Origin of the sequence: Novosphingobium indicum (assembly GCF_014645195.1) — a bacterium.
Taxonomy (GTDB): Bacteria; Pseudomonadota; Alphaproteobacteria; order Sphingomonadales; family Sphingomonadaceae; genus Novosphingobium; species Novosphingobium indicum.
Map to the genome: position 1 here is coordinate 55,980 of NZ_BMLK01000003.1, position 21,018 is coordinate 76,997.

A 21,018-nucleotide genomic window follows, 5' to 3' on the forward strand; every position below is an offset into this window, starting at 1 on the left:
GAGGAGACGCTGATGAACGTGACCATGGAGAAATTCGGCTACCCGGCGACGCTGGTGGCCGAATTCGAACACTGGGTCGTCCTCGCCCGTCCCGCGCAGCCGACGCTGGGATCGCTGGTGCTGGCGGCGAAGTCCGAGGTAACGGCCTTTGGCGACCTGCCGCATGAAGCCCATGCCGAACTCAAGCAGGTGACAACCGCGATCGAGGCTGCGCTTGGCAAGGCGGTGTCCTACGCCAAGCTCAACTACCTGATGCTGATGATGGTGGACCCCAACGTCCATTTCCATGTGATCCCGCGCTACGAGGGCGCGCGCGAGTGGCAGGGCCGCGAATTCGTGGATGTGGGCTGGCCCAAGGTTCCCGACCTCGGCCATGCCGTCGCGCTGGAGGGCGAGGATCTCAGCGCGCTCGTCGCATGGCTGAAGGGCCACTTCACTTAGGCTGCCGGTGCATCGCGCGGAAAACCGCAAGGCTCTCCGCTCGTCCTGAGCTTGTCGAAGGACGCTGGCACTGCGCTGCGATCAAAACCTTTCGACACGCTCAGGGGGAGCGGTTCTCGATTCAGGGTTACACTATCCCTCGTTCGCCTTGCGCGCCCTTGCCACGGCCTGCTGCATGGTCTTGAGATCGGCGGCGCCGGGAACGACGTAAGTCCCGACCAGCATGCCGGGCGTTCCTTCCAGCCCCATGATCTTGGCAAAGCGGTAGTTGCGCACGAGCAGGGAGTCGATCTCGTCCTTGTGCGTCTTCATGTCTGCTTGCAGCCGGTTCCAATCGACCTTCGCGTTGCGCGCGGCCAGCTTTACCGAAGCCGCATCCAGCCGCACCGGGCCGTTCATCAGCGCGGCATGCATGGCGCCGTGCCGGTTCTGGTATTGCGCGGCGATGGCCGCGCGGGCGGCGAGCACAGAGGCCTGCCCCTGGATCGGCCAGTCGCGATAGACGACGCGCACTTTCGGATCGGCGGCGATAAGTGCGTCGAGCGTGCTGTTGAAGCGGCGGCAATAGGGGCACTGGTAGTCCGAGAACAGCACCACCGTGACGTCGCCGTTGCGCGTACCTGCGACCGGGGCCAGCGCGTCGGTGCGGATCTGTTCGCGCAATTGCCGGGCTTCGGCAGACGCTGCGGCGCTGTTCTTCTCCTGCGCGGAGGCTGACACCGGGGCGAGGCCGGCGAGAGCGATCAGGGCCGCGCCGGTGAGCGTGCGCAGCAGGGGGCGGATCATTGCGGGGTCCTTTCCAGAGCCTCGATCTGCGCGGTCAGTTGCGCGCGGGAAATCTCTCCGACGTGGCTGGAGACGATCATGCCCGAACCGTCGATGAACAGGGTTGTGGGCAGCGCTCGCGTGTCCAGCGCCGGGATCGCCTGCCCTTGCGGATCGACGAGCACGCGCTTGCCGGAAAGGCCTTCGTTTTCAAGATATTCGCGGATGCGCGGCAAGTCCTCCCCGGCATTGGCGAGATAGACCGGGATTGTCGCATCGCGGGCGACGTCCACCACCATCGGCATTTCGCGCCGGCAGGGGCCGCACCAAGTCGCCCAGATATTCAGCACGAAGGGCCGGCCACGCAAATCGTCGAGCGCCACGGTCTGGCCCTCTAGTGTGCCGAGCATGAGGCCCGGCGGCAGAGGATGCGGGGCGGGGCGCGTCATCGGCGTAAGCAGGCTCGCTCCCAGTGCCAGTCCCACCGCCGCTCCGCCCAGCAGAAATGCCGCGCGCGTCCGGCGCAGCATCGCGAAGATCGTCACGAGCGCGGCCAGCACGCCGGGCCAGAGGGCAAACCCGCCCTGCCACGCGGCCAGCGCTGACAGGGGCTCGGTGCGATAGGCATCGAGATTGGCGAGAACGAAGGCCAGCCGCGCGGCCACCAGCCCGATCAGGAGTGCGCGCCATGCCGCCGTATCGGCATGCGCCGCCGTGCGCCGCGCGATCCGGCTGCCGAGAAACAGGAACGCGCCGATAAGGACGAGCGCAATGAGCCGTTCCGTGGCGAGCATCAGCGGGCCGAGGGGAATGGAGGTCATGGCAAACAGGCCCTGAAAACGGCCTCTGGGATCAGGCCCAGGTGTCGGTGAGCTGCGTTGCGATCTCGATGTCGTTGAGGAAATCGACTTCGGCCCAGTCCATGCCTTCGATCGAGACTGTGCCGACCTTGCCGGTGGGCGCGATCGAATCGATGACCTTGAGGTACCAGTGCTGCACGCCTTCGGGGGTGCGCATCGCCTGCCGCACGGTCTCGCGGAACAGGTCCGCACCTTCGCCGCGGAAGGCGAGGAAGCCGATCGATTCGGAATTGGACTGCTCGGCGGTGAGCGTCTTGCCGATGTGGACGAGGCGGCCATCCGCTTCGCGCTCGACCTTCATGTCGTCGCTGTCGTAGCCTTCGGCCTTTACGTCGACGGTGACAGCGATGGGCCAGGGATTGCCGTCCTTGTCCTGCCCGCCCTGCTGCACCTTGCGCACGATTTCCTCGGAAATCAGCGTGTCGCCGTTGAGGATCAGGAAGTCGCCGCGCATCGCCTCGCGGGCGATCCAGCACGAGCCGAGATTGTCCGCCACCTTGTAGAACGGATTGAAGCGCACGGAGATCTCTACACGCGGATCGGCGATCGCGTTGAGGTGATCCTCGAGCATGTCGGTCATGAACCCGGTCACCACGTCGATGCGCTTCACGCCGCCGCGCGCCAGCATCTCGACCTGCCATTCGATCAGCGACTTGCCGGAGAAGTCGATGAGGCACTTGGGCCGTTCGGCGGTCAGCGGGAGCAGACGCGAGCCCTGGCCGGCGCTGAGAAGGATGGCATGTTCGATCATGGGTTTCGGACGCAATATGGTTGGGGGGAAGCCGCGGCCTCTAGCGGTTGCCGGGCGAAAGGGAAAGCCCAAGTCGGGCAACCTGCACCACGGCCGGGCGCAACTGCGCGCGTGAAACCTTGCAAGTGAAAGCCCCCTCGTCCAAATGCACCGCAATGTCCGCCAAACGTGACCGCCAAGAGAATGTTTCTCCCCTTGGGCGGATACTGCAAAACACTGCCTGGCTGCTCGGCGGCAAGGGATTCGGGGCCATCTGCGGCCTCGCGTACCTTGCCATCCTCACGCGTACTCTGGGCCTCAAGGACTTCGGCCACTTCTCGCTGATTTTCGGGACGGCGCAGGCGCTTATCGCGCTGGCCGGCTTCCAGACCTGGCGCGTGGTCGTGCGCTACGGCAGCGAGCACGTCCATGCCGAGGAGTGGGACAAGTTCGGGCGGCTCGGCATGCTGTGCGGCATGCTCGATGCTGCAGGCGCGGTGATCGGCTGCGCGCTCGCCGGGGTGGTGATCTATGGCTTCGCTCATATCCTCGAGCTCAACCCCAACTACATCGATCTGGCTTTCTGGTTCTGCTGCGCCTCGCTGTGGGCGCTGGTTTCCGCACCGACGGGGATCGTGCGCGCGCTGCACCGTTTCGACATGGCCGTCTATGTCGAAGCCATCGTGCCGACCGGACGGCTGATTGCAGCGCTGACGATCTGGATGACCGGGCCGAGCGTGGGACGCTTCCTGCTCGCATGGGCCGCCATCGATATCCTCGAGGCGATTCTCTACTGGGCCATGGCCCGGCGGCTCTGCCCGCAGGCGGTGCGGCTCGCCAATCTGGGCAAGTGGCGTCTCGCGCTGAAGGAAAACCCCGGCGTCACGCACTTCTTCCTGGTCACCTATGCCGGCGCGACGATCGATGCGACGATGAAGAACGGCCCGCTGCTGGTCGTCGGCGGCTGGGTGGGTACGCGTGCCGCCGGTCTCTACCGGCTCGCCTCGCAGATTTCGCAGTCCCTGAGCAAGCTTTCGACCCTGCTGACCCGGTCGGTCTATGCCGAAGTGGCGCGCGTGCGGGTCACGTCCGAACAGGCCGAATTCCGCAAGCTGGCGCTGCAGACCAGCATGATCGCGGGACTTGCCGGTCTCGTCGTGGTGGGCATAGCGCTGGTGGCCGGTAAGCAGCTTCTCGGTCTGATCGGCGGCGATGCCTTCGAAGGGGGCGCGGCCATTCTGGTGCCGCTGGCCATTGCCGCCAGCTTCGATCTTGCCAGTGTCGCTTTCGAGCCGGTGCTGCACTCGACCGGCCGGGCGCGGCTGTCGCTGACCGCAAGGCTGATCGCGGTTGCAGCGCTCGGCATCGGATTGGTGCTGTTCATTCCCCTTGGCCCGAGCGGCGCTGCCTGGGCCGTCGCCATGGCGGGGTTTGTCTCCTACGTGGCGATGGGCGTGATGGCCTGGCGCACGTTGCAGAAGATCAAGCGCGAAGAAATCGTTCCGGCACAGGAGGAAGGCGGCTCGACAGAGGCTTGAGGGCGGCTATCATGCCGGCCATGTCCCAGCCCCTCATTGCCGAAGCCGCCGCCATCTCGGATCGCATCGTGGCGCTCCGCCGCGCGATCCATGCCGAACCCGAAATTGGCCTGCACACCCCCAAGACGCGCGACAAGGTCCGCAACGCTCTTGCGCATTTGCCGCTCGAATGGCGCGAAGGACCCTCCACCACGGGGCTCGTCGCGACGCTGAAGGGCGGTGCCGGCGAAGGGCCATGCGTGCTGCTGCGCGGCGATATGGATGCGCTGCCGATGCCTGAGGAAACCGGGCTCGACTTCGCCTCGAAGGTTCCCGGCACCATGCATGCCTGCGGTCACGATGCGCATGCCGCCATGCTTGCCGGTGCCGCGGAAATCCTTGCGCGGCAGGCCGACACCCTGAAGGGCGAAGTGCGCTTCATGTTCCAGCCGGGCGAGGAGGGCTATCACGGCGCTCGCTTCATGCTCGAAGACGGGTTGCTGGGCGGCGAAGGGTTCGACCGGCCGCTGCCCGATGCGGCCTTCGCGCTCCATGTCATGCCCAATGCTCCGCACGGCCTTGTCGGCGGGCGCACCGGCGCGCTGCTGGCGGCTGCCGACCAGCTGCATATCACCGTGACCGGGCGCGGCGGCCATGCCTCGATGCCGCACGACACGCTCGATCCGGTCCCGGTCGCCTGCGAGATGGTGAGCGCGATCCAGACCATGGTCGCCCGCCGCTTCAGCGTGTTCGATCCGGTGGTGGTGACGATCTCGAAGATCGAGGCGGGGACCGCGCACAATGTCATCCCCGATACCGCGAACATGCTGGGCACCATGCGGACGCTGTCGCCCACGAACCGGGCGCGGCTGCGCGAGGAGCTGCCGCTGCTCGTGGCCGGGATCGCCGGCGCGCATGGCCTGACTGGCGAAGTGAACATCATCGAGGGTTTCCCGGTCACGCTCTGCAATGCCGGCGCCGTCGACTTCGGCGAAAAGGTTGCGCGCGACATGTTCGGCGAGGAGGCCTTCCTGCGGCTTGCCGATCCGATCATGGGGGCGGAGGATTTCGCCTATGTCCTCGAAAAAGTGCCCGGTGCGATGTTTTTCCTCGGAGTCAGCCACGAGGGCGACGACTGGGCGCATTGCTGCGGCATCCACTCGACCAGGATGATGGTCGATGAAAGCGTCATGCCGCAGGGCGCGGCCTATCTGGCCGGGCTGGCGACTACATTTCTGGAGCGCGGCTGGGGCTGACCCTGCGCCCGGAGCTTCGGGCCTCCTATCGAAACCTCTGCGCGTGCTGTGGTTGCAAGGGCCCTGACGCTCTGCTTCCCTTTTTGGGCAAAGAGGAACCGGGAGAGGGCATGGACAGGCTGGAACGCCTCGAAGCGATCGAGGAGATCCGCAATCTCAAGGCGCGCTATTTTCGCCTGATGGACACCAAGCAGTGGGCCGATCTGGCCGCCGTGTTCACCACCGACATGAAAGTCGTCACGCCCGATGGCCGCACCTGGATGACGGGCGGCGCGGCCTATGCGCAGAACCTGAAATCCTCGCTGGAAAACGCTGTGTCCTGCCACCAGGGGCTGACCGGCGAGCTCGACGTTCACGACGAGCAAAACGCGTCGGGCATATGGGCGATGCAGGACGTGATCGTATGGGAAACCGCTCATCCGCGCGAGGGCTGGAAGTCCATTCTCGGCCGCGGCCACTACCATGAAACCTACCGCTTCGAGGACGGTGCCTGGCGCATCGCCACGCTGACGCTCACGCGGCTCAGCCTCGACATCGAATGGCCTGAAGGAAAGACCCTGCAATGACCGACCTGAGCTTTGCCGACCACTTCGGGGCGGGCCGCGACGATAATCCTTATTGGAACGAAAGCGTGTGGTTCTCGCTCTCGATTCCGGAACGCCACATTCACGGGATGATCCAGTATTACTTCCGCCCCAACATGGGCATGCTCAATGGCGGACCGGTGCTGTGGGATCCCTCGGGCACCTACCAGTGGAACTGCCTGCACTACCAGTGGAGCCACTTGCAGGCGATGCCGGCGCAGGTGCGCGGCAAGTTCGACATGCAGGCCCGCAATTCGCTCTCGTGCCGGATGATCGAGCCACTGGCGAAGTACAAGATCGACTACGATAAGGATGGCCTGACGCTGGACCTGACATGGAACGCGATCGGCCCGATGCACGAGCTTCGGACCGGCGATGCCGGGCAGGCGGCAACCGCCAAGTTCCACATCGAACAGCCGGGCCGGATGACCGGCACCATGGTGCGCCATGGCGAGACGTTCACGGTCGACTGCTTCTCGATGCGCGACACGTCCTATGGCGCGCGTGAATACGAATCGCTGGCCTGCGGGGGCTATTTCTGGGGCATCGCCGATGGCAGCGCCTTCCACGCCATAGCCATGGGCGAAGGGCGCGAGGCGCGATCGATCGGCGGCTTCATCTGGAAGGACGGCGAGATGGCGAGCCTGATCTCGGGCCGCCGCGAAGTGCTGGAGTGGGGCGAGTTCGGCCCGGCCAAGGTATTGTGGGAGGGGAAGGACCAACTCGGGCGCAGCATGGAGGCGACCGGGTGGATCGATCCCGGCCTGGTGTTCACCGGCTATACCGATCACACCGTGGCCTGGTCGCTCGTGCGCTGGGACTGGGACGGCATAGAGCACTGGGGCGACAACCAGGAATTCTCGCCCGCCGAACGCTTCCGCCGCATCGCGCGGGGCGAAATCGCGCTGGGGGACCCGGCATGACCAGCGCCAGTCAAAACGGCGCGGGCCAGATCGTCGTCGTCAACGGCACGTCGGGCTCGGGCAAGTCGACCACCTGCGAAATGTTTCAAAGGCGGCAGGACGGCTACTGGATGCTCTACGGCATCGATCACTTCACCGCGAACACGTTGCCCGCCAAGTTCGGTCACCACGGTCCGCGTGCCAGTGAGGGGATCGAGGCGGTACCGGTCGATCCCGCCGATCCCGAGGGACCGCTGCGCTGGCGTTTCGGCCCCAAGGGCACGGCAGCCTTCGCGGCGATGCACGAATGGATGGCGGCCAGCTCGCGGCAGGGCCTCAACGTCGTGTTCGATCACCTGCTGATGAGCGATCCGCCGGTCCTGCAGGACCTCGTGCGCCGCACCGAGGGGCTGCCGGTGCTGCTCGTCACGCTGAAACCACCGTTCGAGGTGCTCGAGCGCCGCGTGGCCGAACGCCGCATGGACAAGAAGATCCCCGTCGATCTGCTGGGCGAGGATGCGGCGAGGAAGATCATCGACCGCCTCACCCGTTTGCGCCCCTGGTTCTACGAGGAAGTGTATCGCAACGAACTGGCCGACCTCACTATCGATACCTCGGTGCATGGGCCGGAAGAGGTTTGCGTGATGATCGAGGAGCGGCTGGCCGAGGGACCGGGCACGGCTTTCGACAAACTGCGTCGTACCTACGCGGGCGCCTGAACTACTCCGGGTACATGAAAAAAGGAGCGGGCCATCGCTGTGATGGCCCGCCCCGATTTTTTGATTCCGCGACTGGCGCTTACCAGGCCGTCGGCCTGAGCGTCAGGCGCAGGAATACCTCGCGGCCGCGATCCGGAATACAGGCCGTTTCGTCCACGCCCGCGGCATTGCGCTTGTCCAGACCGGTCAGCGGCGAGAGGAAGATCTGCCCTGTCGCACCGGAGAAGTTCGTGCAGTTGCCGGTGGTGAACTTGTTGAAGATGTTGTTGCCGATCAGCGACACGCTCCAGGCCTCGTTCTGGGCACCGAAGTTCAGGTGCGCGTTGAACTTGGCGAAACCCTTCTGATAGAAATCGGGACGGTTCTTGCCGAGATTGGTCAGGAATTTCGACGAGTACTGGACGTTGCCGCCGAACCCGATCTTGTAGTCGCGCCCGATGTCCGTGGTGTAGTCCAGCCCGGCGTTGATCGACCAGGTCGGCGCCTTGGGCAGCGGCAGACCGGCGAGGCTCTGCGAGGAATAGCGGATGAAATCGCCCGTGCTTTGATCGACCACGTAATTGCCCGCGGCGATCTCGGCGGGATCGGTGACCACGTAGGGCAGCTGGTCGCAGCCGTCCTCGATCCGCTGGCCGCCCCAGCACGGTGCATTCGGGAAATCGGTGAAGCGGGCGTGGTTCCAGTTCACGCTGAAGTTCGCGGTCAGCCCTTCCAGCGACGGTGGCCGGTAGGTGAGGTCGAAATCGACACCGTAGACCTTGGACTTGCCCGCGTTGATCGTGTGGATCTGCGGAATGCCGCCGGCGGCCACTTCATTGGCGCCGACCTGCAGGTCGCTGTACTTGTAGTAGTAGAACGCGGTGTTCACCAGCAGCGAGCGATCGGCCAGACGCGCCTTCACGCCCACTTCGCCGCCACGAACGCGTTCGTCGCCGAACGAGTTGTCCTGCCCCGGATAGGGCGGCGCGGTCATGATGAACGAGCCGGACTTGTAGCCCTGCTTGAGCGCGCCGAAGACCGTGAGGTCGTCGGTGGGCGTGAAGGTGACCGTCAGCTCGGGTGACCAGTTCTTCGACCGCAACGTCGGGTTGGCCAGCATGACCGGCGTCGGTGTCGCGTTGATGCCGGTCAGCGAAGAGGCGTCGTCGTGCCGCTTCTCGTCCGTGTAGCGCGCGCCGGCCGCAATCTCGAGCGTCTCGACCGGCTTGTAGCGTAGCTGTCCGAAGGCGGACTTCGCCTTGATGCTCACGTCGTTGATGCCCGCTGCGAGCGTCGTAAAGGCGGGATTGACGAAGTAGGCGAGGTTGCCGGCTACGATGACCCGGTTGCTGACATTGGAATCCTGGTAGAAACCGCCGACAAGGAAGTTCAGCGGGGACGCAAAGTCCGATTCAATGCGGATTTCCTGGGTGAAGTCGCGGCGCTTGAACTGGTTGTCGGCGATCAGCGACGGTCCTGCATATCCCGAGTTCACGCCGTTCAACATGCCGTTGACCTCGGTGTGGTAGTAGCCGGTGGTGGAATCGATGCTGATGCCGGATTCCAGATCGTAGCGCAGTTCGAGCGTGCCGAAGTTGGTCTTGTACTTCATGAACGGCACGCCGTTGTTGCGTGCCTCGGGGAAGGCGGCGGGATCGACATCCACGACATAGACGGTCCGGTCGACCTTGCAGTCGTCCGCCGGGTTGATGAAGGGAATGCCTGCCGGCGCACCATTGCCGTCGGGGCAGCTGCCGATCGGGGCGCTGCCGCCGATGACTTCCTTCTGCGTCGTGTTCATCTTCAGCCGGGCGCTGAAATTGTAGACCGGCTTCCACACGAGGGTGCCGCGCACGATGTACTCGTCGCCGCCGTTGTAGCGCCGGCTTTTCGGCGTGACGGCGCCGGTTCCCGGCAGCGCGGTCGCCTTGTTGATGAAGTAGCCGTCGTCCTTCTGGTACATGCTGGCGACGCGGATGCCGAGCGTGTCGCCCAGCGGTGCCGACATGATCAGCTCGCCGCGCTTCTGGCGGTCCTGGAAGCCATAGCTGGCCCGCGCGATCAGTTCGACTTCATCGCCCGGATCTGCGGTGTGGATGGCGATCACGCCGCCGGGGCTGTTCTTGCCATAGAACAGCGCCTGCGGCCCCTTCAGCACTTCGATCTGGGCCATATCGAAGAAGCCGACCGAATAGCTGGCACCCTGCGTGAGCTGGAGCCCGTCGATATTGAGCGAAACCGACTGGTCGACACCGGCGTCGAGCGAACTGGTGCCCACGCCGCGCAGCGAGATCTGTGCGCCGACGGTCAGCACGTTGTTGCCGATCTGCAGGCCCGTGACCTGCTGCGTGATGCTGTCGATGCTGGTGACCTGCCGGTTCTCGATCATTTCCGGCGTGATCACGGTCTCGACCACAGGCACTTTCAGCACCGATTCCTGCCGCTTGCGGGCGGTGACGATGATGTCGCCGTTCTGGACTTTAGGGCTGGCGTCGGATTCCTGCGCTTGCACCGGGTTGGCAGCGAGTATGGCGCCGACGGATGCAGCGGCCAGCAGAATGCTCTTGCGCATGATGTCTCCCCTCCACTTTTATATGTGTCATGCCGTCCGTGAAGAGAACGGAATGAAGTCAAAGGTTTGGATCTCCTGGCCAGCTCGATGACGAGGCATCTGCCTAAAGCATCTTTCGCCTAGGCGTTTTTCCTTGCGGGCAACACGCTTTGACTTGCGACGCGCAGAAAGGCGTTATTGCGCGCAGGATCACGCCGTGGATCATGCCGGGATAGGGCTTGGGAATGCGGGCGATTCCCGCCATGATCGGCGCATGGATTTCTGGCAATTCTGGGTCGATCGCGGCGGGACATTTACCGATGTTGTGACGCGTGCGCCCGATGGACGGTTCGCGCGGCTGAAGCTGTTGAGCGAGGATCCCGGCCGATACGATGACGCGGCGGTCGAGGCGATGCGCCGCCTGACCGGCGTGCATGAGGGCGATCTGCCCGCCGCCGAACTGCGCCTTGGCACTACGGTTGCCACCAACGCCCTGCTCGAAGGCAAGGGCGAGCCGGTGCTGCTGGCGATCACCAAAGGGTTTGGCGATGCCCTGCGCATTGGTACGCAGGAGCGGCCCGACATCTTCGCGCGCCGCATCGTCCTGCCCGATCCGATCTATGCCGAGGTTCTGGAGATAGACGAACGCGTGGGGGCGGACGGGGCGGTCCACCGGCCGCTCGATGAAGCGTGCGCGAGGGCAGGCCTGCAACAGGCGTTCGACAAGGGCTTGCGCGCCGTCGCGGTGGTGCTGATGCATGGCTATCGCCACACCGCGCATGAGGCGCGGCTGGGGCAGATCGCCCGCGAGATCGGGTTCACGCAGATCTCGGTCAGTCACGAGGTGGCGCCGCTGATCAAGCTGATCGCACGCGGTGATACAGCTGTTGTGGATGCCAACCTCTCGCCGGTGCTGGGCCGCTATGTTGCGGGACTGGAGGCCGGCCTGGGGCCGCGCGTCGATGCGCTCTACATGCAGTCGAGCGGGGGGCTGGCGACGGGCGCGGCCTTTCGCGGCAAGGATGCGATCCTATCGGGCCCCGCCGGCGGCATCGTCGGCATGGTGGCCGTCGCGAAGGAAGCGGGGTTCGATCATGTGATCGGCTTTGACATGGGCGGCACCTCCACCGACGTCTCGCACTATGCCGGGCACTACGAGCGCGACAGCGAGACGCGGGTGGCAGGCGCGCGGGTGCGCACGCCGATGATGCGGATCGAGACGGTGGCGGCGGGTGGCGGCTCTATCTGCCATTTCGATGGTGCGCGCTTCCTCGTCGGGCCTGAAAGTGCGGGCGCGGTGCCGGGCCCGGCCTGCTATCGGCGCGGCGGGCCGCTGGCGGTGACCGACTGCAACTTGTTGCTCGGCAAGCTGCGCCCCGGGCACTTCCCGCATCTCTTCGGCCCCGGGGGCGACGAGCCGCTGTCGCTGAAGGCTGCGTGCGAACGCATGGACGCGGTCCTGGCCGATGTGCGCGCGGCGACCGGCCGCGAAATGACGCGCGAGGAAGCGGCGGAAGGTTTTCTTGAAATCGCCGTTGCCAACATGGCCAATGCGATCAAGACCGTCTCGCTGCGGCGCGGCCATGACGTCACCCGCGCCGCACTGGTGACGTTTGGCGGCGCGGGCGGACAGCACGCGTGCAAAGTGGCCGATGCGCTGGGGGTGACGACCGTGCTGTGCCACCCGCTGGCCTCGGTACTGTCGGCTTACGGCATGGGATTGGCAGACCGGCGCCTGCTGCAGCAGCAGACCCTCGCCGTGCCGCTTGACGCGCAGGGCATGGCGGCAATCGAGGCGGCCGTTGCCGATCTCGGCGCTACTGCGCGCGCAGGGCTGGAAGCGCAGGGCGTGGCTTCGGGGGCCATCCGCACCGAAGCCACGCTCGCCATTCGCCCCAAGGGCAACGACAATGCCGTCGATGTGCCGGTGGGCACGCTGGAAGATATGCGCGCGGGCTTTCGTGATGGCTGGCAGCACCGCTTCGGTTTCGGCGCGGGCGAGGACCTGATTGCCGAAACGCTGCGGGTGGAAGCCATCGCCGGGGGGCACGTGGGAGGCGGGGCCACACTGACGCTGCCGCCGGAGTCCGCGCCCCCTGCGGAAATCGCGACGATCTGGACTGACGGCGCGGCCCACGATGTCCCGCTCTATCTGCGCGAAGGGCTGGCCGAGGGGTTCTCGGCGCACGGGCCCTTGCTGGTGGTAGATGACGTTTCGACCACGGTCGTCGAACCCGGCTGGTCGGTGCGCGTCGATGCCATTGGCAATCTCGTGCTGACGCGTGAGGCACCGCAAGAGCTGGCTGCCGATACCAGTACTGCATGCGATCCAGTGCGGCTGGAGATCATGAGCGCGCTGTTCATGGCGATTGCCGAGGAAATGGGCGCCGCGTTGCAGTTCAGCGCCAGTTCGGTGAACATCCGCGAGCGGCTGGACTTCTCCTGCGCCGTGTTCGACCGCGAAGGTCATCTCGTTGCCAATGCTCCGCACATGCCGGTGCATCTCGGCTCGATGGGCGAGAGCGTGCGCACCGTGCTGGAGCGCCGCAGCCGCGACGGACGCGGAATGCTGCCCGGCGATGCCTATGTGCTCAACGCGCCTTACGATGGTGGCACGCACCTGCCTGACATTACCGTGGTTATGCCCGTCTTTGCGGAGGGTAACGAGACGGCCCCGGCATGGTTCGTCGCCGCACGTGGGCATCATGCCGATGTCGGCGGGATCAGTCCCGGCTCGATGCCGCCCGACAGCCGCACGCTGGAAGAGGAAGGCGTGCTGCTCGATAACGTGCTGCTGGTCGACCGCGGCGCGCTGCAGGAGGACGCGATCCGCGACCTGCTGGCGTCGGGTCCTTATCCCTCGCGCAATGTCGATCAGAACCTTGCCGACCTGCGCGCCCAGATCGCGTCCTGCGCGCGCGGAGCCTCCGAACTAAGGCGGATCGCCGGCGAGCAGGGCAGGGCGGTGGTCGATGCCTATATGGCGCATGCACAGGTCAATGCAGAGAACGCGGTGCGTGCGCTGATCGACCGGCTTTCGGACGGCCGGTTCACCGTACCGATGGACAACGGCGCGGAGATCCACGTCGCCGTCACCATCGATCGCGCGGCACGCGGCGCGACGATCGACTTTACCGGCACCAGCGCACAGCTGCCCGACAACTTCAATGCCCCGCTGCCGGTGGTGCGGGCGGCGGTGCTCTATGTCGTCCGCAGCCTGCTCGATGATCCCGTGCCGATGAACGAGGGCTGCCTGCGGCCGATCACGCTGGTAGTGCCCGAGGGCTCGATGCTGCACCCCAAGGCACCGGCTGCCGTGGTCGCCGGGAATGTCGAGACCAGCCAGGCGATCACCGATGCGCTCTTTGCCGCTTTCGGCGCCATGGCGGCCTCGCAGGGGACGATGAACAACTTCACCTTCGGCGATGCGACGCGGCAGTACTACGAGACGATTGCTGGCGGCTCAGGGGCTGGACCGGACTTCGATGGCACCAGCGTGGTCCAGACGCACATGACCAACAGCCGGCTCACCGACCCCGAAGTGCTTGAGACCAACTTCCCGGTGCTGCTGGAGGAATTTTCGGTCCGGCGCGGGTCTGGCGGCGCGGGAGCGCATCGGGGCGGAGACGGAGCCGTGCGCCGGGTGCGGTTCCTTGAGCCGATGCGGGCTGGCATCCTTGCCAACCGCCGCACATTCGCGCCGTTCGGGCTGGCTGGCGGCGCGGATGGCGCGCCGGGGCGCAACCGGATCGAACGGACCGACGGATCGGTCGAGGAACTGGGCGCTACGGCAGCGGTCAGGCTCTCGGCGGGGGATGCCGTTGTGATCGAAACGCCGGGTGGCGGGGGATACGGGGCGGCCTAACCCATCACGGAACCTACCCGACGAGTTGAACTGGCGGCGCTTACGCCGCCACGTCCGCCCATTCCGGGTGCTTCTGGAACGCCGCGACGACGTAGCTGCAGACCGGACCGATCTTGAAGTCGTTCTCGCGCGCGTCGGCGACCATCGCTTCCACCAGCCGTCCGGCCACGCCCTTGCCGCCGATCGCCGGCGGGACCAGCGTGTGCTCGGCATAGCGCACACCGCCGCGCTCGGACCAGGTCAGCCGCCCGATGGCGTCATTGTCGGCGACGTGGGCATGGTACTCGCCGGAGGGTCCGTTTTCGTGCTTGGTGATCGTCACGCCGACCATGGGCTTCTCCTCGATACGTTCGAATGCTTGACGACGCGCGCGCCGCCTTACAGGGCATATGGTCATGCAGTTCATGTCCGACAATGCCGCCGCCGTTCATCCCGCCGTCTGGAGAGCGATGATGGCCGCCGATGCCGCCGATGCGCCCTATGACAACGATGCACTGAGCCGCGAGCTCGACGCGGCGTTCTCGGCGCTGCTCGGCCGCGAGTGTGCGGCGCTGTGGGTAGCGACCGGGACGGCCGCGAACTGCCTGGCGCTCGCCTCGATGGCGCAGCCCCACGGCGGCGTGGTCTGCCACCGCGAAGCGCATATCGAAATGGACGAGGCGGGCGCTCCCGGCTTCTATCTGCACGGCGCCAAGCTGCTGCTCGCCGATGGCGCGAGCGCAAAGGTCACGCCCGAATCCGTTGCCGCCGTGATCGATCCGATTCGCGACGACGTCCATCAGGTTCAGCCGCACGCTCTGTCGATCACGCAGGCGAGCGAGTATGGCTGCGTCTATAGGCCGCGTGAAGTCGCCGAGCTGGCGGCTTTGGCCCGAGAGCGCGGCCTTGGCTTCCACATGGACGGCGCGCGTTTCGCCAATGCCGTGGCGTTTCTCGACTGCGCGCCGGGTGAGGCCTGTGCGGGCGTCGATGCGCTGAGCTTCGGGTTCGTGAAGAATGGCGGGCTTGGGGCCGAGGCCATCGTGTTCTTCGATCCCGATGCCGCGCATATGATCCGCTATCGCCGCAAGCGGGCGGGGCACCTCCAGTCGAAGGGCCGGTTCCTCGCCGCGCAGATTCTCGCGATGCTCGAAGACGACATTTGGCTGAGCAATGCGCGCGCCGCCAATGCCGCGGCCGCCGAAATTGCCCGCGGCGCGGGGGATCGCTTGCTGCATCCGGTTGAAGCGAACGAAGTGTTCCTCTCGTGCACCATTGCCGAGCGCGATGTCCTGCGCGCGCAGGGCTTCGGCTTCTACGACTGGGGCGTCGACGCGGCGCGGCTGGTTACGTCGTGGGATGCGCAGGACGAGCATGTCTCGGCCCTCGCGCGAGCCATCGCGGGCCTGTGAGCAGATTGGTGAGTTCGGGGCGATGAGCGGCGATTCTGCACCTTCGATGCTGCGCCCGGCGGTGGCGCTGCCATTTCTGCTGGTCTGCCTGATCTGGGGCTCGACCTGGTGGGTGATTACCGGCCAGATCGGCGATGTGCCGGCCAGCTGGTCGGTCGCCTGGCGCTTTCTGATGGCGACACCGGCGATGTTCGCGGTCGCGCTGGCGATGGGCCGGAGCCTGAAGCTGGGCGCAGCCGGGCAGAAGCTCGCGTTCTTCGTCGGCGTGACGCAGTTCTGCGGCAATTACAACTTCGTCTATCGCGCGGAGCTGCACCTGACCTCGGGCATCGTCGCGGTCATGATCGCGCTGCTGCTGGTGCCCAATACCATTCTCGGACGCTTCCTGCTCAATCAGGTGATCACCCGGCGCTTTGCCGTCGGCAGCGTGATCGCGATTGCCGGGATCGCGCTGCTCCTGCTGCACGAGGCGCGCGAGGCGCCGGTGCAGGGCAAGGTGTTCCTCGGCGTCGGCTTCGCGCTGATCGCGATGCTCTGCGCCTCGGTATCCAACGTGATGCAGGCCAACGAGGTCGGCCAGCGGCTGCCGATGGTGAGCCTGCTCGCCTGGGCCATGCTCTACGGCACGATCTGCAATGTCGTGATCGCCTTGCTTACGGCGGGGCCGCCGGTGGTGCCGTCGAGCCTCGGCTACTGGCTGGGTACCGGGTACCTCGCGCTGTTCGGCTCGGTGGTGACGTTCCCGCTCTACTACACGCTCATTCGCCAGCTCGGCGCGGGCAAGGCGGCATACAACGGCGTGGCGGTGGTCGTGATCGCGATGCTGTTTTCGACGCTGCTGGAAGGCTACCGTTGGACGCCGGTAGCAATTTCCGGGGCTCTGCTCTCGATGATCGGGCTCATCGTCGCCCTCAGCGCGCGCAGGCCTGCCGCATAATCGGGATAGCGCGGCTGCCATTGCAGCACGCGTTTCGCCTTGCCGTTGGCGACACGGCGGTTCTCGGCATAGAACCCGCGCGCCATCGGGGAGAGTCCGGCTTCGTCGAGCGTCTGCAGCGGCGGCGGGGCCATGCCAAGCAGACGGCAGGCTTCTTCCACGACATGGTTCTGCGGGCAGGGCAGGTTGTCCGAGAGGTTGTAGGCGCCGGCAGGGCCCCGAAGCCCGGCGATCACCCCGGCGGCAATGTCCTCCACGTGCACGCGGCTGAAGACCTGACCGGGCAGGTCGATGCGGTGGGCCTTGCCCGCGTGGACGCGCTCCAGCATCGAGCGGCCGGGGCCGTAGATGCCTGGAAGCCGATAGACCCGTGCGCCGAGTGCCAGCCATGCCGCGTCGGCCTCGCTGCGCGCCGTGCGTCGGCCGGTACCGACGGGTGAACTCTCATCGACCCAGGCGCCCCCGGCATCGCCATAGACACCGGTCGAGGAGAGATAGGACAGCGCCTTGCCTTTCAACGCCTCGCCGTAGCGGTCCAGCACCGGGTCCAGCGGTTCGCCGCGCGATTCCTTGCCCGGTGGCACCGAGCACAGCACGTGATCGGCATCGGTCAGGGCAAGGCGTACCGAGCCTTCGTCGTCGAACGACAGCGTACCGTCGCTACCGGTCGAGACGACTTCCCAGCCGAGCGATTCGAGATGCGATGCGATGACCTTGGCGGTGTAACCGAGGCCGAAGATGAACATGCGAGGCATAGGAGAGGTTGATAGCTTCCCGCTCCCGTTCGTGTCGAGCGTAGTCGAGACACGTCGGTGCTACCGTGTCTCGACTACGCTCGACACGAACGGAGGGTGCGCGGGGACGAATGAATTTTCACGTCCCTGCGCTGGCAATCGCTTGGCGAGGTTCTAAGTAGGCAGGATGGACATAGCCAGCAGACCCGCCGATTCCGACGAGAACACCCAGATCGCCGATGCGGCCCCGCCGCCGCAGGCTCCCCCGGTCATTCGCCGCGAGGATTATCTGCCTCCGGCCTGGCTGGTGCCCGAGATCGCGCTCGATTTCACGCTGGGCCTTGAGGCTACGCGCGTGGTTTCCAAGCTGCATGTCGCGCGCAATCCGGACGGCAACGGCGCTTCGACGCTGCGGCTCAATGGTGATCAGATCACGCCGCTTGCAGTGCGCGTCGATGGCGCGGCGGTGAGCGACTGGCGGCTGGACGGGGCGGACCTGCTGGTCGAGCTTTCGGGCGATGCGCATATCGTCGAGGTGGAAACGCAGGTGACCCCGGCGGCCAACAGCCAGCTTATGGGCCTCTATGCCTCGAACGGCATGCTGTGCACCCAGTGCGAGGCCGAAGGCTTCCGCCGCATCACGTTCTTCCCCGACCGTCCCGACGTGCTCTCGACCTATTCGGTGCGCATGACGGGCGACAAGGCGACGTTCCCGATCCTGCTCGCCAACGGCAACTGCACCGCGCAGGGCGAGAATGCCGACGGGTCGCACTGGGCCGAGTGGCACGATCCCTGGCCCAAGCCGAGCTACCTCTTCGCGCTTGTGGCCGGTGAGCTGGTGTCCAACCATTCAACCTTCACCACGATGTCGGGCCGCAAGGTCGATCTCAACATCTGGGTCCGTCCCGGCGACGAGGATCGCACCCAGCACGCGATGGATTCGCTCATCGCCTCGATGAAGTGGGACGAGGAGACCTTCGGGCGCGAGTACGACCTCGACTTGTTCAACGTGGTCGCCGTGTCCGACTTCAACATGGGGGCGATGGAGAACAAGGGTCTCAACGTCTTCAACACCCGCTATGTGCTGGCGGACCCCGAAACCGCGACCGACGGCGATTTCGATGCCGTGGAAGGCGTGATCGGTCACGAGTATTTCCACAACTGGTCGGGCAACCGCGTGACCTGCCGCGACTGGTTCCAGCTCAGCCTGAAAGAGGGTTTCACGGTCCTGCGCGACCAGCTCTTCAGCGCCGATATGGGCAGCGAGGCGGTCAAGCGGATCGAGGACGTCCGCATTCTGCGCGCGGCGCAGTTCCCCGAGGATTCCGGCCCGCTGGCGCACCCGATCCGCCCCGATTCCTATCACGAAATCAACAACTTCTATACGGCGACTGTCTATAACAAGGGGGCTGAGGTGATCCGCATGATGCGGACCATGGCCGGCGCAGAGCAGTTCCGGAAAGGTACCGACCTCTATTTCGACCGCCACGACGGCGAAGCGGCGACCTGCGAGGACTTCGTCAAGGCCATCGAGGATGGCACCGGACTCGACCTCAAGCAATTCCGTCTGTGGTACTCGCAGGCGGGCACACCGCAGGTCTCGGTAAGCCTGACGCACGAAGGCTCCACCGCCACGCTCAAGCTGACGCAGAAGGTACCCGCCACCCCAGGGCAGCCCGACAAGCAGCCCATGCCGATCCCGCTGCGTGTCGCCCTGTTCGACCGCGACAGCGGCGCCCATGCCGGCGAGAAGCTGATCGTGCTCGACAAGCCGAGCGACACCTTCACTTTCGACGGTTTTGCCAAGCCGCCGGTGCTTTCGATCAACCGCGGCTTCTCCGCGCCTGTTTCGATCGACTTTGACCGCGAAGCCGAAGATCTCGTGTTCCTCGCGGCCAACGACGACGATCCCTTTGCCCGCTACGAGGCGATGCAGAACCTCGTCGTCCAGCATCTCGTCATGGCGGTCAGCGGCGGTTTGAACGACGAGACCCGCGCGGCGGGTCGCGCGGCCATCGGCAGGGCCTTCTCGGCCATTCTGACCGACCCGGCGCTCGACGACCTGATGCGCGGCGAACTGATGATCCTGCCGGCCGAAGGCTATCTCGCCGAGCAGATGCTGATTGCCGATCCGGGCGCGATCCACACCGAGCGCGAGGCGCTCAAGGCCTGGCTGGGCCGCGAATGCGCCGACGATCTTATCGCGCTGCACGACCGTGCTCTTGCCGTGCCCTACAGCCGCGACGCGGCGGCGCGCGGCGCCCGCAAGATCAAGAATCAGGCGCTCGGCTACATCGCTGCCGGCAACAACGAGGAAGGCGCACGCCGGGCTCTCGACCAGTATCGCGCGGCCGACAACATGACCGACCGTCAGGGCGCGGTGCTGGTCCTAGCCAGCCTCGACGTGCCGGAGCGCGAGGAGGCGCTGGCCGACTTCCGCAGCCGCTACGAAGGCAATGCGCTGGTCATCGACAAGTGGTTCTCGCTGCAGGCGGGCTCGTTCCATCCCGAGGTGCTCGCCAATATCCGCAAGCTGGCCGAACATCCCGACTTCACGATGACCAACCCGAACCGGGTCCGCGCTCTCTACATGGCGGCAGCGGTCAATCCCAAGGCGTTCCACGATGCCAGCGGTGACGGCTATCGTCTGATTGGCGATCTCATCCGCCGGCTCGATCCGATAAATCCGCAGACGGCTGCCCGTTTCGTGCCCTCGCTCGGGCGCTGGCGCCGGATCGAACCGGTTCGTGCCGCGATGATGCGCGAAGAGCTGGAAAGAATCGCTGCCGAGCCTTCGCTGTCGCGCGACGTGCGCGAACAGGTTTCCAAGAGCCTTGGCTGAGACCGCCGAGCCGGTCGAGGTCAACCGTGCGGCTTGCCTCGAGGGTTTGCCGCACGGCTTCCTCGGTCGTCGTGGCGGCGTCAGTCGCGGCGATGTGGCGGGGCTCAATGTCGGGCTTGGCTCCGGGGACGATCCGGAACTGATCGCGGAGAATCGCGCCAGGGCTGCCGAGGCTGTGCTGCCGGGCGCGCGGCTTGTCACTGTGTACCAAGTGCATTCGCCCGACTGTGTGTCGGTCGTCGCTGATCCGTGGACCGACAGCGAGCGGCCGCATGCCGATGCGCTGGTGACCGCCCGCTCGGGCCTGCTGCTGGGCATCCTTACGGCGGACTGCGCGCCGGTCCTGTTCGCGGATCGCGAAGCGGGAGTCGTGGGTGCGGCTCATGCCGGCTGGAAAGGGGCCATTGGCGGCGTGACCGACAGTACCGTTGAGGCGATGGAGAAGCTCGGGGCCTCGGCCTCGCGCATCGTGGCCGCCGTGGGGCCGTGCATCGCGCAGGCCTCTTACGAAGTGGACGAGGCATTCCGCGACCGATTCTGCGGCCAGGATCAGGCCCATGCGCTATTCTTCCGGTCCGGCCGGGCCGGGCATTACCAGTTCGATCTTGAGGCCTACGTTGCCGCGCGGCTCGCGGCCGTCGGAGTCGCATCGGTGGAGCGCCTCGGGCTCGATACCTATGCCCAGCCGGACCGGTTCTTCTCCTTCCGCCGCGCCACGCATCGCGGCGAACCTTCCTACGGACGACAGATTTCCCTGATCGGGCTCGACTGACCCGGTGAATCAGCGGCCATCGCCACTCGCCTGAAGATAGACCAAAAAGGCGGTTGGCATGGCCGATTTTCGCGTATATCAGGCCCGCGAAGTCGGTATCGGCACGGGGTACACCCGGTCTGAGCACCGTAACGGGGGATACCAGACTTAAGTTTGGGTCAGTTTCTTGGCCT

17 protein-coding genes are annotated in these 21,018 nt (G+C 65.8%); 11 read left to right on the forward strand and 6 right to left on the reverse strand.

Annotated features, from left to right (window positions below):
- The first annotated feature begins 12 nt into the window (after positions 1–12).
- Entirely contained in the window at positions 13–441 is a 429-nt protein-coding gene (locus IEX64_RS03570) for an HIT family protein (protein WP_188818312.1), read from the forward strand.
- 132 nt (positions 442–573) lie between these two features.
- Here IEX64_RS03570 and IEX64_RS03575 read toward each other — a convergent pair whose 3' ends face one another.
- From IEX64_RS03575 to IEX64_RS03585, 3 genes are read right to left on the reverse strand one after another with little or no spacing between them, the layout of a single operon-like run.
- A complete protein-coding gene (locus IEX64_RS03575) occupies positions 574–1,227 on the reverse strand; it encodes a DsbA family protein (protein WP_188818313.1) in 654 nt (217 codons plus the stop codon).
- Positions 1,224–2,027, reverse strand: coding sequence for a TlpA disulfide reductase family protein (locus tag IEX64_RS03580; protein WP_188818314.1), 804 nt, complete (start codon positions 2,025–2,027; stop codon positions 1,224–1,226). Before IEX64_RS03580 ends, IEX64_RS03575 begins: the two co-directional genes overlap by 4 nt.
- 31 nt (positions 2,028–2,058) lie before the next feature.
- Positions 2,059–2,817, reverse strand: a complete 759-nt coding sequence (locus tag IEX64_RS03585; RefSeq protein WP_188818315.1) for a phosphocholine cytidylyltransferase family protein — start codon at positions 2,815–2,817, stop codon at positions 2,059–2,061.
- Between the two features lie 155 nt (positions 2,818–2,972).
- Here IEX64_RS03585 and IEX64_RS03590 point away from each other — a divergent pair, with 155 nt between their 5' ends.
- The 5 genes from IEX64_RS03590 to IEX64_RS03610 all read left to right on the forward strand — a co-directional run bounded on the left by IEX64_RS03590 (position 2,973) and on the right by IEX64_RS03610 (position 7,774).
- Positions 2,973–4,334 carry a lipopolysaccharide biosynthesis protein gene (locus IEX64_RS03590; RefSeq protein WP_188818316.1) on the forward strand — a complete coding sequence of 454 codons (1,362 nt, stop codon included), beginning with the start codon at positions 2,973–2,975 and terminating at the stop codon, positions 4,332–4,334.
- Positions 4,335–4,345: 11 nt separating this feature from the next.
- Complete coding sequence (locus IEX64_RS03595; RefSeq protein ID WP_373290124.1) at positions 4,346–5,569, forward strand: M20 metallopeptidase family protein; 1,224 nt, start codon at positions 4,346–4,348, stop codon at positions 5,567–5,569.
- 110 nt (positions 5,570–5,679) lie between these two features.
- Positions 5,680–6,135: a nuclear transport factor 2 family protein gene (locus tag IEX64_RS03600; RefSeq protein WP_188818317.1), complete on the forward strand. Its 456-nt coding sequence runs from the start codon at positions 5,680–5,682 to the stop codon at positions 6,133–6,135.
- Positions 6,132–7,076 (forward strand): DUF7064 domain-containing protein, encoded by a 945-nt coding sequence (locus tag IEX64_RS03605; protein ID WP_188818318.1) that lies wholly within the window; start codon positions 6,132–6,134, stop codon positions 7,074–7,076. The genes IEX64_RS03600 and IEX64_RS03605 overlap by 4 nt, the downstream gene beginning before the upstream one ends.
- On the forward strand, positions 7,073–7,774 hold the full coding sequence (locus tag IEX64_RS03610) for a phosphotransferase-like protein (protein ID WP_188818319.1): 702 nt from the start codon (positions 7,073–7,075) through the stop codon (positions 7,772–7,774). The genes IEX64_RS03605 and IEX64_RS03610 overlap by 4 nt, the downstream gene beginning before the upstream one ends.
- Before the next feature lie 79 nt (positions 7,775–7,853).
- Here IEX64_RS03610 and IEX64_RS03615 read toward each other — a convergent pair whose 3' ends face one another.
- A complete protein-coding gene (locus IEX64_RS03615) occupies positions 7,854–10,325 on the reverse strand; it encodes a TonB-dependent receptor (protein ID WP_188818320.1) in 2,472 nt (823 codons plus the stop codon).
- Between the two features lie 253 nt (positions 10,326–10,578).
- Here IEX64_RS03615 and IEX64_RS03620 point away from each other — a divergent pair, with 253 nt between their 5' ends.
- Positions 10,579–14,169, forward strand: a complete 3,591-nt coding sequence (locus IEX64_RS03620) for a hydantoinase B/oxoprolinase family protein (protein ID WP_188818321.1) — start codon at positions 10,579–10,581, stop codon at positions 14,167–14,169.
- A 40-nt stretch (positions 14,170–14,209) separates the two neighbouring features.
- Here the strand turns inward: IEX64_RS03620 and IEX64_RS03625 are convergent, their stop codons facing one another.
- Positions 14,210–14,500, reverse strand: a complete 291-nt coding sequence (locus tag IEX64_RS03625; protein WP_188818322.1) for a GNAT family N-acetyltransferase — start codon at positions 14,498–14,500, stop codon at positions 14,210–14,212.
- A 64-nt stretch (positions 14,501–14,564) separates the two neighbouring features.
- Here IEX64_RS03625 and IEX64_RS03630 point away from each other — a divergent pair, with 64 nt between their 5' ends.
- Together IEX64_RS03630 and IEX64_RS03635 are read left to right on the forward strand one after the other, a co-directional pair.
- Positions 14,565–15,560, forward strand: coding sequence for a threonine aldolase family protein (locus IEX64_RS03630; protein ID WP_188818323.1), 996 nt, complete (start codon positions 14,565–14,567; stop codon positions 15,558–15,560).
- Positions 15,561–15,582: 22 nt separating this feature from the next.
- Positions 15,583–16,497, forward strand: coding sequence for a DMT family transporter (locus IEX64_RS03635; protein ID WP_188818324.1), 915 nt, complete (start codon positions 15,583–15,585; stop codon positions 16,495–16,497).
- Here the strand turns inward: IEX64_RS03635 and IEX64_RS03640 are convergent.
- On the reverse strand, positions 16,407–17,252 hold the full coding sequence (locus IEX64_RS03640; protein ID WP_188818325.1) for a Rossmann-fold NAD(P)-binding domain-containing protein: 846 nt from the start codon (positions 17,250–17,252) through the stop codon (positions 16,407–16,409). The two genes, IEX64_RS03635 and IEX64_RS03640, sit on opposite strands and share 91 nt — an antisense overlap.
- A gap of 166 nt (positions 17,253–17,418) precedes the next feature.
- Here IEX64_RS03640 and pepN point away from each other — a divergent pair, with 166 nt between their 5' ends.
- A complete protein-coding gene (gene pepN / locus IEX64_RS03645) occupies positions 17,419–20,073 on the forward strand; it encodes an aminopeptidase N (protein ID WP_188818326.1) in 2,655 nt (884 codons plus the stop codon).
- Positions 20,066–20,845, forward strand: a complete 780-nt coding sequence (pgeF, locus tag IEX64_RS03650; protein ID WP_188818327.1) for a peptidoglycan editing factor PgeF — start codon at positions 20,066–20,068, stop codon at positions 20,843–20,845. Before pepN ends, pgeF begins: the two co-directional genes overlap by 8 nt.
- The last annotated feature ends 173 nt before the right edge of the window (positions 20,846–21,018 follow it).

What these genes read in the sequence shown, in the direction of transcription:
- IEX64_RS03570 (WP_188818312.1), top strand. Translation starts at nt 13, where the DNA reads ATGAACGTGACCATGGAGAAATTCGGCTACCCGGCGACGCTGGTGGCC.
- IEX64_RS03640 (WP_188818325.1), bottom strand. Translation starts at nt 17,252, where the DNA reads ATGCCTCGCATGTTCATCTTCGGCCTCGGTTACACCGCCAAGGTCATC.
- IEX64_RS03610 (WP_188818319.1), top strand. Translation starts at nt 7,073, where the DNA reads ATGACCAGCGCCAGTCAAAACGGCGCGGGCCAGATCGTCGTCGTCAAC.
- IEX64_RS03580 (WP_188818314.1), bottom strand. Translation starts at nt 2,027, where the DNA reads ATGACCTCCATTCCCCTCGGCCCGCTGATGCTCGCCACGGAACGGCTC.
- IEX64_RS03630 (WP_188818323.1), top strand. Translation starts at nt 14,565, where the DNA reads ATGCAGTTCATGTCCGACAATGCCGCCGCCGTTCATCCCGCCGTCTGG.
- IEX64_RS03595 (WP_373290124.1), top strand. Translation starts at nt 4,346, where the DNA reads ATGCCGGCCATGTCCCAGCCCCTCATTGCCGAAGCCGCCGCCATCTCG.
- IEX64_RS03620 (WP_188818321.1), top strand. Translation starts at nt 10,579, where the DNA reads ATGGATTTCTGGCAATTCTGGGTCGATCGCGGCGGGACATTTACCGAT.
- IEX64_RS03590 (WP_188818316.1), top strand. Translation starts at nt 2,973, where the DNA reads ATGTCCGCCAAACGTGACCGCCAAGAGAATGTTTCTCCCCTTGGGCGG.
- IEX64_RS03575 (WP_188818313.1), bottom strand. Translation starts at nt 1,227, where the DNA reads ATGATCCGCCCCCTGCTGCGCACGCTCACCGGCGCGGCCCTGATCGCT.
- pepN (WP_188818326.1), top strand. Translation starts at nt 17,419, where the DNA reads ATGGACATAGCCAGCAGACCCGCCGATTCCGACGAGAACACCCAGATC.
- IEX64_RS03600 (WP_188818317.1), top strand. Translation starts at nt 5,680, where the DNA reads ATGGACAGGCTGGAACGCCTCGAAGCGATCGAGGAGATCCGCAATCTC.
- IEX64_RS03605 (WP_188818318.1), top strand. Translation starts at nt 6,132, where the DNA reads ATGACCGACCTGAGCTTTGCCGACCACTTCGGGGCGGGCCGCGACGAT.
- IEX64_RS03615 (WP_188818320.1), bottom strand. Translation starts at nt 10,325, where the DNA reads ATGCGCAAGAGCATTCTGCTGGCCGCTGCATCCGTCGGCGCCATACTC.
- IEX64_RS03625 (WP_188818322.1), bottom strand. Translation starts at nt 14,500, where the DNA reads ATGGTCGGCGTGACGATCACCAAGCACGAAAACGGACCCTCCGGCGAG.
- IEX64_RS03635 (WP_188818324.1), top strand. Translation starts at nt 15,583, where the DNA reads ATGAGCGGCGATTCTGCACCTTCGATGCTGCGCCCGGCGGTGGCGCTG.
- IEX64_RS03585 (WP_188818315.1), bottom strand. Translation starts at nt 2,817, where the DNA reads ATGATCGAACATGCCATCCTTCTCAGCGCCGGCCAGGGCTCGCGTCTG.